We start from the raw sequence: 11,682 nt of genomic DNA, 5'->3' as shown, positions 1-11,682 counted from the left end.
AGGCTCGAAAAAATTAATGTAAGACAATTCCTATTTTGCAGAAGGGTTAGGCTTATTTTGTAGATCCTTTCGTGCCCGTTTCGCAAAAAACAAAAAAGCCCCGACGCTTTACAGCGCCGGGGCTTTTTTATGACGCTACACAGCCTTAGCCGTTGAAGACGTCATCCACGCTTTTGAGCGGGTAGTTTTTCGGGTATGGCAGGGTTGCAACACCGGTCTCGATGGCAGCCTTGGCCACTGCATCGGAGATCAGAGTGATCAGGCGTGCATCCATTGGTTTCGGGATGATGTATTCACGCCCGAATTCCAGCTTGATACCGCCGTAAGCGTCACACACTTCTTGTGGCACTGGCAGTTTGGCCAGTTCACGCAATGCGTTGGCTGCAGCGATTTTCATTTCTTCGTTGATGCGCTTGGCGCGAACGTCCAGGGCACCACGGAAGATGAAAGGGAAGCCCAGCACGTTGTTGACCTGGTTCGGGTAGTCCGAACGGCCAGTGGCCATGATCACGTCGTTACGGGTGGCGTGAGCCAGCTCCGGGGAGATTTCCGGATCCGGGTTCGAGCACGCGAACACGATCGGGTTAGGCGCCATGCGCAGCAAGTCTTCAGCGCTCAGCAGGTTCGGACCCGACAGGCCAACGAACACGTCTGCGCCGTCCATGGCATCAGCCAGGGTGCGCTTCTCGGTAGCATGGGCGAATGCCGACTTGTACTGGTTCAGGTCGTCACGGCCGGAGTGGATCACACCGGTACGGTCGATCATGTAGATGTTTTCGATGGTTGCGCCCATGCTCACCAGCAATTTCATGCAGGAGATGGCAGCAGCACCGGCGCCCAGGCAAACGATCTTGGCTTGCGCCAGGGTTTTGCCAGCGATTTCCAGGGCGTTGATCATGCCGGCCGCGGTCACGATAGCGGTGCCGTGCTGGTCATCATGGAATACAGGGATATCGCACTGCTCGATCAGAGCACGTTCGATCTCAAAGCACTCAGGTGCCTTGATGTCTTCGAGGTTGATGCCGCCGAAGGTGATGGAGATGCGTTTTACGGTGTCGATGAAAGCCTGTGGGCTCTCGGAATCAACTTCGATGTCGAAAACATCGATACCGGCAAAGCGCTTGAACAACACGCCTTTGCCTTCCATAACAGGTTTGGAGGCCAATGGGCCGAGATTACCCAGGCCCAGGATAGCGGTGCCATCAGAGATCACGGCTACCAGGTTGCCCTTGCCGGTGTACTTGTAGGCCAGTTCAGGGTCGCGGGCGATTTCGCGCACTGGTTCGGCTACACCCGGGCTGTATGCCAGCGCTAGATCGCGGGCAGTAGCGGTAGGTTTGGTAAGCTCGACACTCAGTTTGCCTGGACGTGGCTGGGCATGGTATTCGAGAGCGGCAGTTTTCAAATCAGACATGTGGGCATTCCGCTTTTTTTGCTGTTGGACAGACGAATCGCCGAGCATACGCGTGTCGCAAAGTCCCGACAAGACTGACCAGTCAGCAGTGTCAAGGCCTTTACCTTACGACTTTGGCCCAAGAGCCGCGCCCCATAAGGGCTGGAGTGTCCACAATCTTTATTTAAAATTGTCTACAATTTTTAGCGGGCAATGACTTTAAGCATTCCCGGATGAGTTAAAGGCAACATCCAGCGTGCCTGCCCGGCCTTCACGCCTGCACGCTGCGAACGATCCAGAACCCAACCTCTGGCCTCGACTTGCGCACCTTGCAACCTGGCCAGTTGCTTTTGATCGAAAGTGGGCAATTGCCTGAGCGCAATGTTCAACACCAGGCCGCCTTGCAGGTCGATCCAGAGCCCGCCCTGATTGCGCCGGACCTGACTGACCGTGCCACTCACCAGGGCGAAACCCGAGCGACGGATTTGTTGCGGCGCCAGCACCGGCGACTGCCGCCAAAGGCCCAGACGAGCCTTGCGCGCACTGCGCTCGGCGGCTTGCTGACAGTCAAGCAGCGCTACATTCGGCGCGATAGCCACCTGAAATCCCAGGCCGTCAGCCAGCAATCGGGCTTCAAGGTTGCTGCCATCGGCACCAAATACATGGGCCAGGGTGCGACCATAACGATCCCGGGCCTGTTTACCTGGCAGCAACCCGACACGGCCATCGCTCTGCGCCACCAGCGTTTGCAGGCGCTTGCGCGCCGCCTCGGCAAAGGGCTCGGCGGGCCGGCCTTTTTTGCCCGTCTCCGGGGCATTGAGGCCGATCATGCGCACGCTGCGGCCATCCTTGAGACGCAGGGTGTCGCCATCGGTCACCCGCTCCACCGTGGCGTAGGCCACAGCCCCTGGCGCCGGACACAGCGGCGCGGCCGAAACACTGGCCAGCCAAATCGCAGGCACAAAAAAGGCGCCCGCAAGGGACGCCTTTTTCAATAACCTGGCCAGACCCAAAAGCCTGCCCATGGTCATGCGCCTTACTCGGCGGCTTTTTTCGTAGCGCCGAAAGCACCGAAACGAGTTTTGAAGCGATCAACACGACCGCCAACGTCCAGAGTTTTCTGCTTACCGGTGTAGAACGGGTGGCACTCGTTGCATACGTCGGTGCCCAGTGGCTTGCACAGGTTCGAACGAGTTTCGAACTTGTTGCCGCAGCTGCAAGTTACCAGGATTGTTTCGTACGCTGGATGGATATCGGCTTTCATGGGGTATTCCTCTAGCGTGCCGCCACTCAACACCATTGTTGAATACCGCACGTAAAATTAGGGCGCCGATAATACCAGACCTTTACATTGACGCAAGCGGCAAAGCATGATCCGCCTGCAAGTTTCACAGTTCATTGACCTGCCTTTTAGTCCCGCGCGGCGTTGTCTGCTAGGCTCCGGGCCATCTTTGCCGTTCATCACTTGAGAGCCCCGCGTGCCCGACGCCATTTTGCGCCTTGCCCTGCCTTCCCCCTTGCGCCGCCTGTTTGATTACCGGGCGCCTGCTGGCGTGCTGCGCAGTCAATTACAGCCCGGCATGCGCCTGCGGGTACCGTTCGGACGACGGGAGATGATTGGCATACTGGTCGAGGTGGTCGACCACAGCGAAGTACCAGCCGAAAAGCTCAAGCCCGCCATCGCCCTGCTCGACGCCACGCCGCCGCTGCCCGCCTCTTTATTCAAGCTGTGCCTGTGGACGTCGCAGTACTACCAGCACAGCCTGGGCGACACCCTGAGCTGGGCGTTGCCAGTATTGCTGCGCCAGGGTGAGCTGGCCGAAACGCGCCAGGAACGATTCTGGCAGATTGCCCCGGGCGCCCGGCTTGACGACCCCCGTGTTGCCCGCGCTCCACGCCAGCGTGAAGCACTGGCCACCCTCGCCCAGCACCCCCACGGCGTGGCGCATCAACTGTTAAGCAAGTTGATGCTGAGCAAGGACAGCCTCGACCTGCTGCTGGCCAAGGAGCTGGTCACTGTCGAAATCCGCCGCCATGCACCCAGTGAGCGCCATGAACATTGGCTGGCTCAGCCCGAGTTGCCGCTCAACGACGAGCAACGCGCTGCCTACGAAGCGATTCGCGCAGGTTTCGACCACTTCCATGCCTTCCTGCTGGCCGGGGTCACTGGCAGCGGCAAGACCGAAGTGTATTTGCAATTGATCCGTGAAACCCTCCAGGCCGGCAAGCAGGCGCTGGTGCTGATCCCGGAAATCAACCTGGGTCCGCAAACCCTGGCCCGCTTCGAACAACGCTTCAATGCCCGTATTGCGCTGGTGCATTCTGCGGTCAATGACCGCGAGCGCCTGGAAAGCTGGCTGGCAGCCCGTGATGGCGAAGCCGACATTATTATTGGCACGCGTTCAGCGCTGTTCACCCCGATGAAAAACCCGGGGCTGATCATTATCGACGAAGAGCACGACGGCTCTTATAAACAGCAGGAAGGTTTGCGCTACCACGCCCGCGACCTGGCACTGGTGCGTGCCCGGCAGGAAAACATCCCCATCGTACTCGGCTCCGCAACGCCATCACTGGAAAGCCTGCACAACGCCTACACCGGCCGTTACGGCTTGCTGCGCCTGAACGAACGTGCTGGCGGGGCCAAACAGCCTCGTTTTCTGCGCCTGGATGTGAAAAGCCGTCCCCTGGACAGCGGCATTTCCGGGCCGATGCAACAGGCCATCGGCCAGACCCTCGCTGCAGGCCAGCAAGTACTGGTGTTTTTGAACCGTCGAGGCTTCGCGCCGACATTGCTGTGCCATGACTGTGGCTGGATGTCTGAATGCCAGCGCTGCGATGCGCGCATGACCGTTCATCAGCGCTCTGGCGAGCTACGCTGCCATCACTGCGGCTACGTCGAGCGCGTTCCGCGCAACTGCCCGCAATGCGGCAAAGTCGACCTGCGGCCAGTAGGTGCCGGGACTGAGCGCGCCGAAGAGCGGCTGGGGATTTTGTTCCCCGACTACCCGGTACTGCGGGTAGATCGAGACAGTACCTCGCGCAAGGACGCGATGAACCAACTGTTTGCCACGATCCAGAAGGGCCAGCCGTGCATACTGATCGGCACACAAATGCTCGCCAAAGGCCATCACTTCCCCCGGGTGACGCTGGTATCGATCCTGGATGCCGATGGCGGCCTGTTCTCCGGCGACTTCCGCGCCAGCGAGCGCATGGCCCAGCTGATCGTTCAGGTCGCGGGCCGGGCCGGCCGGGCTGAAGAGCCGGGCAAGGTGATTATCCAGACCCATCTGGCCGACCACCCGCTGCTGATCCAACTGACCGAGCAGGGTTACTTCGCCTTCGCCGAACAGGCCCTGAGCGAACGCCGGGCGGCAGGGCTGCCGCCTTTCGCCCATCTGGCGCTGCTGCGCGCAGAAGCCCACAAACCGGGACAAGCCGAAGGTTTTCTGGATGAAGCCTGCAGCGAGGCTGAGCGCCTGCTGGGTGAGCTGAACCTGGGGGGTATCGAGTTGCTCGGCCCCGTGCCTGCGCCAATGGAGCGCAGGGCCGGACGCTACCGTGCTCAACTACTATTACAAGCCAATGCCCGTGCACCGCTGCATCGTTTACTGAGCCAATGGCTGCTGGTCCTTGAGCAAATGCCCAGCGGTCGTCAGGTGCGCTGGTCGCTGGACGTGGACCCGGTAGACCTTTATTGAGTCACCTCATGCCCCCCGTGGGAGCGGGCTTGCTCGCGATGCAGACGACGCGGTACAACTTGAAAACCGCAGCGATGCCATCGCGAGCAAGCTCGCGCCCACCGTTTTGAAGTAATAACCGAACACCGCAGATCCATAACCCGCCTGCTAAGGTTGGCAAGGCCGACCTTGCAACGGATAATACCCAGTTTTTCCACCTGCGCACTGAAGCGCTACCGCGCTTGCGGTCGAAAGAGAAGACCATGAAAGACACCATTCGCCAGCTTATTCAACAAGCCCTAGCTCAACTCGTCACAGAAGGTGTGTTGCCTGAAGGCCTGACGCCAGCGATTCAGGTGGAAAACGCCCGTGACAAAACCCACGGCGACTTCGCCAGCAACATCGCCATGATGCTGGCCAAGCCTGCGGGTATGAAACCCCGTGATCTGGCTGAAAAAATCATCGCGGCACTGCCCGCCGATGAGCAGATCAGCAAAACCGAAATCGCCGGCCCTGGCTTCCTGAATTTCTTCCAGAACACCCAGGCCCTGGCTTCGCGCCTCGACGCGGCCCTGGCTGACGAGAAAATCGGTGTACGCAAGGCCACCCCGGCCATGCGTACCGTGATCGACATGTCCGCGCCCAACCTGGCCAAAGAGATGCATGTGGGCCACTTGCGCTCCACCATCATTGGCGATGGCGTGGCCCGTGTACTGGAATTCCTCGGCGACGAGGTGATTCGCCAAAACCACGTAGGCGACTGGGGCACCCAGTTCGGCATGCTGATGGCCTATCTGGAAGAAAACCCGATCACCAGCGACGAGCTGTCCGATCTGGAAAACTTCTACCGCGCCGCGAAAAAACGCTTTGACGAGTCCCCGGAGTTCGCCGACCGTGCCCGTAGCCTGGTGGTCAAGCTGCAAGCCGGTGACCCGGACTGCCTGGCGCTGTGGACCAAGTTCAAAGACATCTCACTGTCGCACTGCCAGAAAATCTACGAGCAGTTGAACGTTAAACTGACCATGGCTGACGTAATGGGCGAAAGCGCCTACAACGACGACCTGATCAACGTGGTCAACGACCTCAAGGCCAAGGGCATGCTGGTCGAGAGCAACGGCGCCCAGTGCGTGTTCCTCGATGAATTCAAGAATGCCGAAGGCGAACCGCTGCCCGTCATCATCGTCAAAGCTGACGGCGGCTATCTATACGCCACCACTGACTTGGCAGCCATCCGCTATCGCAGCGGCGTATTGAAAGCCGATCGCGCCCTGTACTTCGTCGATCAGCGCCAGGCCCTGCACTTCCAGCAGGTGTTTGCGGTTGCGCGCAAGGCCGGTTTCATCACCCATCCGATGGAAATGGAACACATGGGCTTCGGCACCATGAACGGCGCCGATGGCCGTCCATTCAAGACCCGTGATGGCGGTACGGTTAAACTCATTGACCTGCTCAACGAAGCCAAAGAACGTGCCTACACGTTGGTTAAAGAGAAAAACCCGGAGTTGCCTGAAGACGAACTGCGTGCCATCGCCAAAGTTGTCGGCATTGGCGCGGTGAAATACGCCGACCTGTCCAAGCACCGCACCAGCGACTACAGCTTCAACTTCGACTTGATGCTGAACTTTGAAGGCAATACCGCACCTTACCTGCTGTACGCCTACACCCGCGTTGCGGGCGTGTTCCGCAAACTGGGCAAGGGCTTTGAAGAAGTGCAGGGCCAGATCGTGCTTGAAGCCCCGCAAGAACAGGAACTGGCTGCCAAGCTGGCGCAGTTCGGCGAGGTGCTGAACAACGTGGCCGAAAAAGGCACGCCTCATACCCTCTGTACTTACCTGTACGAAGTGGCCGGCCTGTTCTCCAGCTTTTACGAGAACTGCCCGATCCTGAGCGCCGAAGACGAAGCACAGAAACAGAGCCGCTTGCGCCTGGCGGCACTGGCAGGCCGTACCCTCAAGCAAGGCCTGGAACTGCTGGGTCTGGAAACCCTGGAGCGCATGTAAGTTGGCCGCCAAGAAGAAACCAGTACCCAAGCGTGGTGCCAGCCGGTATCAGGCGCCCGCCAAAAAGCCGATCCCGGGCTGGCTATGGATGGCCATCGGCCTGACCGTGGGCGCCTTTATCGTGTTTCTGATGAAGCTCGAACCCGGCCAGGGTGATGACGTCAAACGGGTCAAGCAGGAGCAGCAGAAAGCCACGAAAGTGGCCGAAGCCAACAAGACCGCGCCGAGCCCGACTCAGCCGGCCAAGCCCAAGTACGACTTCTATACCTTGCTGCCCGAGTCTGAAGTGCTCGTGCCGCCAGAAGCCGTGCCCGAGAAGACCCTGCCTACACCACAAACCGCGCCGCTGGCACCGGTAACACCGGCTGAAGCAGCCAAAATCGACACCGCCCGCGCCCAGGCAGCCTTGAGCGGAATCACTCCGCCTCCAGCGCCACCTGTCGTCAAGGCGGCACCGGTTACCAAGTTCTTCCTGCAAGCGGGCTCGTTCCGCAAACAGGCCGATGCCGAAAAAGTACGCGCGCAAATCATCCTGCTGGGCCAGACCGCTACGGTTGAAGCCGGCACGGTGAAAGACGAAACCTGGTACCGGGTGCTGGTTGGCCCGTTCAGCAATCGCGACCAGTTGACGGTGGCCCAAAAGCAATTGGCGGGCGGCGGTTTCAACAACCTGTTGTTGCAACAGCGCCGCTGACAGCAGCCGCTCCCACGGGATTACGCTACACCCTGTGGGAGCGGGCTTGCTCGCGATGGCATCACCGCGATCAGCCTGACACTTCGGGTCGTCTGCATTTCGAGCAAGCCCGCTCCCACAACATCTTCGCCAAATCCTGCCTCCCCGTTCATCCCCATTCCCTCCCCGCTGTTGAAAAATCCGCGACAACCCCCATATGTATTTCCATCAGGCATTTTCGCCCCGCTGCGTGGAGACTCTCCCTTGACCACCATCGTTTCAGTACGCCGCCACGGCAAAGTCGTCATGGCTGGCGACGGCCAGGTTTCTCTTGGCAATACCGTGATGAAAGGCAACGCGAAAAAAGTCCGTCGCCTCTATCACGGCCAGGTCATCGCCGGTTTCGCCGGTGCCACCGCTGATGCATTCACCCTGTTCGAACGCTTTGAAGGCCAGCTTGAAAAGCACCAGGGCCATCTGGTTCGCGCCGCTGTCGAGTTGGCCAAAGAATGGCGTACCGACCGCTCGCTGAGCCGCCTGGAAGCCATGCTGGCCGTAGCCAACAAGGACGCATCCTTGATCATCACCGGTAACGGTGACGTGGTTGAGCCTGAAGACGGCTTGATCGCAATGGGTTCGGGCGGTGCATTCGCCCAGGCAGCGGCCCGTGCCCTGCTGATGAAGACCGAACTGTCGGCCCGCGAAATCGCTGAAACAGCACTCGGTATTGCTGGCGATATCTGCGTATTCACCAACCACAACATCACTATTGAGGAGCAGGACCTCGCTGAATAAGTCACCTGCCGGGCCGCTTCAACGGCCCGTTTGTGAACCTTGATTCTGCTAGAGGAACGCCAATTATTATGTCCATGACTCCCCGCGAAATTGTCCACGAACTCAATCGCCACATCATCGGCCAGGACGATGCCAAGCGCGCCGTTGCCATCGCGCTGCGTAACCGCTGGCGCCGGATGCAACTGCCGGAAGAACTGCGCGTTGAAGTCACACCAAAAAACATCTTGATGATCGGCCCTACCGGCGTCGGTAAAACCGAGATCGCCCGTCGTCTGGCCAAATTGGCCAACGCACCGTTCATCAAGGTTGAAGCGACCAAGTTCACCGAAGTTGGCTATGTAGGCCGCGACGTCGAGTCGATCATCCGTGATCTGGCTGATGCTGCAATCAAGCTGCTGCGCGAACAGGAAATCGTAAAGGTTCGCCACCGTGCCGAAGACGCCGCCGAAGAGCGCATCCTCGACGCTCTGCTGCCTCCTGCCCGCACATTCGGCGAAGAAGCCGCCGTACCGCAGGATTCCAACACTCGCCAGCTGTTCCGCAAGCGTCTGCGTGAAGGCCAGCTGGACGACAAGGAAATCGAAATCGAAGTCGCCGATGCTGTTGGTGTGGACATCTCCGCGCCGCCTGGCATGGAAGAAATGACCAACCAGTTGCAAAGCCTGTTTGCCAACATGGGCAAAGGCAAGCGCAAGAGCCGCAAGCTGAAAGTCAAAGAAGCCCTGAAAATGGTGCGTGACGAAGAAGCCGGTCGCCTGGTTAATGACGAAGAACTCAAGGCCAAGGCCCTGGAAGCGGTCGAACAGCACGGTATCGTGTTTATCGATGAAATCGACAAAGTGGCCAAGCGCGGTAATGTCGGTGGCGCCGATGTGTCCCGCGAAGGTGTGCAGCGCGACCTGCTGCCGCTGATCGAAGGTTGCACCGTCAATACCAAACTGGGCATGGTCAAGACCGACCACATCCTGTTTATCGCTTCCGGTGCGTTCCACCTGAGCAAGCCAAGCGACCTGGTGCCCGAGCTGCAAGGCCGTCTGCCGATCCGCGTTGAACTCAAGGCGCTGTCGCCACAGGATTTCGAACGCATCCTCAGCGAGCCGCACGCTTCGTTGACCGAGCAATACCGCGAGCTGCTGAAAACCGAAGGCCTGAACATCGAGTTCATGCCTGAAGGGATCAAGCGCCTGGCCGAAATTGCCTGGCAGGTGAACGAGAAAACCGAGAATATCGGTGCCCGCCGCCTGCACACGCTGCTTGAACGTTTGCTCGAAGAGGTGTCCTTCAGCGCCGGTGATATCGCCAGTGCGCAGAATGAGGAGCCTATCCGCATCGACGCCGAATACGTCAACAGCCACCTGGGCGAACTGGCCGAGAACGAAGACCTCTCGCGCTACATCTTGTAAGCCCTTTGCACCTGTAGCCGCTCTCAGCGGCTACAGCGCTTGTGCAATGACCTAAGGTTATGACCATGATCCCCAGTGCCATCAACCTGCACAAAGCTTCTAAGACCCTCACCCTCAAATACCCGTCCGGCGAAGAGCACCACCTGCCGGCCGAGTTTCTGCGCGTGCACTCGCCGTCTGCCGAGGTCCAGGGCCATGGCAATCCGATTCTGCAATTTGGCAAGATCAATGTCGGCTTGAGCAAGATCGAACCCGCAGGCCAGTACGCGTTGAAACTGACCTTCGATGACGGTCACGACAGCGGGCTGTTTACCTGGGACTACCTCTACCAGCTTGGCGTGCGCCAGCAAGAGCTGTGGGCGGATTACTTGCAGGAACTGAAAAAAGCCGGCAAGTCCCGCGACCCGTCGGTGTCGGTGGTCAAATTGATGCTCTGAGCCGGCTGCAGCTTTTTTGTAGCCGCTGAGGCGCGCGCAGCGAGGCTGCGCCCGGCGGCGAAGCCGTCGTAGAACCATCCACTCCGGTTATTCAGATGCACTGCGTTTACCGGATTTACGACGGCTTCGCCGCCGGGCGCAGCCTCGCGCGGCTCGTCAGCGGCTACAAAGTGGAAGTCGTTCCCTTGGCATCAACCGCTGGCGCTTTAGGCGCTACTGGTTTCTTGGCCGCAGGTTTTTTGGCGGCCGGTTTGGCGGCTGCTGGCTTGCTCGCGGCCGCAGGAGCTTTAACAGCAGCGGGCTTGGCCGCAGGCTTGGCAGCCGCTTTGGCAACCGCAGGTTTTGCCGCAGCCTTGGCCGGTGCCGCCTTGCTCGCAACCGGCGCCTTGCTGGCCGCAACTTTGGCAGCCGCCGCAGTCAGCTTCTCGATATGCTTGGTCAGGGTCTCGACCTTGGCATGCAGCGCCTTGACCTCATCACGGCTGGGGACACCCAAGCGGGTAATGGCGCTATTAAGGCGCTTGTCGAAAGCTTCTTCGAACTCGCCCCACTTTTCCAGGGCCAGATCCTTGACATCTTCAACCCTGGAACGCGCAGACGATGTCGACGATTTAACGCCCTCGGCCACTTTGTGCCCGGCATCCTTGGCCAGTTTTTCGGCCTTTTCGCCATCCTTGACCAGGGTGTCGAAGAGCTTGCTGCCATCGGTATCAATTTTCGAGTACACACCCAAACCAGCCAGCCAGATTTTTCGTGAGTACTCTTCCACCTTGCCTACCCAGGTGTTGCTGTCTTTAGCAGTCGGTTTTTTCGCAGCCATCGTGTTCCCCTCAATGTCATGTCGCGACGCCGGTGAGCAGGATCGTCGAATCATCAAGATGAACAAAGGTGCTCACCTGCATCAGGTTTAGACGTTAAACCGCCTTGTATCAAGGGCGCGGCCGCTATTAGACCGGCAACACGACTACGCCAGCGCCTTATCCAGCGAGCGTTCGATTTCCGACTGGATCATGCCGCTCATCGCCGACATCAACAGGCCCAGTTCCACATCGACCTTGACGTTGTTGTCGCTGATTAGCAGGGTGCCATTCACTCCCGAGCGCTTCAGTTTTACCGTGTCGCCCGCCCAGGTAGGGGTCAGGCCATACTGGCTGGCCAGTTTCTCGACCAAAGGCCGGGCTTTCTCACGTGCGGCCTCAAGGCCCAGACTGTGGGTACGTTCAACGCTGATACGCGCCATGGCGTGGCTCCTGATAAATAAAGCCGCCACTATACATTCACCCTCGCCAAGACAAAGCCGGCCA

Annotated in this window: 11 protein-coding genes; 6 read left to right on the top strand and 5 right to left on the bottom strand. The window is 59.2% G+C overall.

What is annotated here, in order from left to right; translation table 11 throughout:
- Positions 1-145 precede the first annotated feature (145 nt).
- From QN377_RS06530 to rpmE, 3 genes are all read right to left on the bottom strand, one after another.
- The gene (locus QN377_RS06530) at positions 146-1,414 is read right to left on the bottom strand and encodes a malic enzyme-like NAD(P)-binding protein (RefSeq protein WP_095000845.1); all 1,269 of its coding nucleotides are present in this window, start codon (positions 1,412-1,414) and stop codon (positions 146-148) included.
- Between the two features lie 182 nt (positions 1,415-1,596).
- Positions 1,597-2,424 (bottom strand): thermonuclease family protein, encoded by an 828-nt coding sequence (locus QN377_RS06525; RefSeq protein ID WP_095020158.1) that lies wholly within the window; start codon positions 2,422-2,424, stop codon positions 1,597-1,599.
- A gap of 5 nt (positions 2,425-2,429) precedes the next feature.
- Positions 2,430-2,657 (bottom strand): 50S ribosomal protein L31, encoded by a 228-nt coding sequence (gene rpmE / locus QN377_RS06520; RefSeq protein ID WP_016783180.1) that lies wholly within the window; start codon positions 2,655-2,657, stop codon positions 2,430-2,432.
- Between the two features lie 214 nt (positions 2,658-2,871).
- On the opposite strand from rpmE, the gene QN377_RS06515 reads away from it, so the two are divergent.
- From QN377_RS06515 to QN377_RS06490, 6 genes are all read left to right on the top strand, one after another.
- The gene (locus QN377_RS06515; RefSeq protein WP_095000843.1) at positions 2,872-5,091 is read left to right on the top strand and encodes a primosomal protein N'; all 2,220 of its coding nucleotides are present in this window, start codon (positions 2,872-2,874) and stop codon (positions 5,089-5,091) included.
- A gap of 242 nt (positions 5,092-5,333) precedes the next feature.
- Positions 5,334-7,070: an arginine--tRNA ligase gene (argS, locus tag QN377_RS06510; RefSeq protein ID WP_095017730.1), complete on the top strand. Its 1,737-nt coding sequence runs from the start codon at positions 5,334-5,336 to the stop codon at positions 7,068-7,070.
- Between the two features lies 1 nt (position 7,071).
- On the top strand, positions 7,072-7,764 hold the full coding sequence (locus tag QN377_RS06505; protein ID WP_095000840.1) for an SPOR domain-containing protein: 693 nt from the start codon (positions 7,072-7,074) through the stop codon (positions 7,762-7,764).
- A 243-nt stretch (positions 7,765-8,007) separates the two neighbouring features.
- Positions 8,008-8,538 carry an ATP-dependent protease subunit HslV gene (gene hslV / locus QN377_RS06500; protein ID WP_016783176.1) on the top strand — a complete coding sequence of 177 codons (531 nt, stop codon included), beginning with the start codon at positions 8,008-8,010 and terminating at the stop codon, positions 8,536-8,538.
- 68 nt (positions 8,539-8,606) lie between these two features.
- A complete protein-coding gene (hslU, locus tag QN377_RS06495) occupies positions 8,607-9,941 on the top strand; it encodes an ATP-dependent protease ATPase subunit HslU (protein ID WP_083369675.1) in 1,335 nt (444 codons plus the stop codon).
- Positions 9,942-10,006: 65 nt separating this feature from the next.
- Positions 10,007-10,378 carry a gamma-butyrobetaine hydroxylase-like domain-containing protein gene (locus tag QN377_RS06490; protein ID WP_169916155.1) on the top strand — a complete coding sequence of 124 codons (372 nt, stop codon included), beginning with the start codon at positions 10,007-10,009 and terminating at the stop codon, positions 10,376-10,378.
- A gap of 163 nt (positions 10,379-10,541) precedes the next feature.
- Here QN377_RS06490 and QN377_RS06485 read toward each other — a convergent pair whose 3' ends face one another.
- Together QN377_RS06485 and QN377_RS06480 are read right to left on the bottom strand one after the other, a co-directional pair.
- Positions 10,542-11,198 (bottom strand): phasin family protein, encoded by a 657-nt coding sequence (locus QN377_RS06485; protein WP_095017731.1) that lies wholly within the window; start codon positions 11,196-11,198, stop codon positions 10,542-10,544.
- Positions 11,199-11,342: 144 nt separating this feature from the next.
- On the bottom strand, positions 11,343-11,618 hold the full coding sequence (locus QN377_RS06480) for a polyhydroxyalkanoic acid system family protein (RefSeq protein ID WP_095000837.1): 276 nt from the start codon (positions 11,616-11,618) through the stop codon (positions 11,343-11,345).
- Between the last annotated feature and the right edge of the window lie 64 nt (positions 11,619-11,682).

This window comes from Pseudomonas sp. CCC4.1, assembly GCF_035019225.1.
Lineage (GTDB): Bacteria > Pseudomonadota > Gammaproteobacteria > Pseudomonadales > Pseudomonadaceae > Aquipseudomonas > Aquipseudomonas bubulae.
The sequence above is the reverse complement of the archived record's forward strand: the minus strand, read 5'-3'. Positions and strand labels throughout refer to the sequence as shown.

What these genes read in the sequence shown, in the direction of transcription:
- QN377_RS06530 (WP_095000845.1), bottom strand. Translation starts at nt 1,414, where the DNA reads ATGTCTGATTTGAAAACTGCCGCTCTCGAATACCATGCCCAGCCACGT.
- QN377_RS06525 (WP_095020158.1), bottom strand. Translation starts at nt 2,424, where the DNA reads ATGACCATGGGCAGGCTTTTGGGTCTGGCCAGGTTATTGAAAAAGGCG.
- rpmE (WP_016783180.1), bottom strand. Translation starts at nt 2,657, where the DNA reads ATGAAAGCCGATATCCATCCAGCGTACGAAACAATCCTGGTAACTTGC.
- argS (WP_095017730.1), top strand. Translation starts at nt 5,334, where the DNA reads ATGAAAGACACCATTCGCCAGCTTATTCAACAAGCCCTAGCTCAACTC.
- hslU (WP_083369675.1), top strand. Translation starts at nt 8,607, where the DNA reads ATGTCCATGACTCCCCGCGAAATTGTCCACGAACTCAATCGCCACATC.
- QN377_RS06490 (WP_169916155.1), top strand. Translation starts at nt 10,007, where the DNA reads ATGATCCCCAGTGCCATCAACCTGCACAAAGCTTCTAAGACCCTCACC.
- QN377_RS06485 (WP_095017731.1), bottom strand. Translation starts at nt 11,198, where the DNA reads ATGGCTGCGAAAAAACCGACTGCTAAAGACAGCAACACCTGGGTAGGC.
- QN377_RS06480 (WP_095000837.1), bottom strand. Translation starts at nt 11,618, where the DNA reads ATGGCGCGTATCAGCGTTGAACGTACCCACAGTCTGGGCCTTGAGGCC.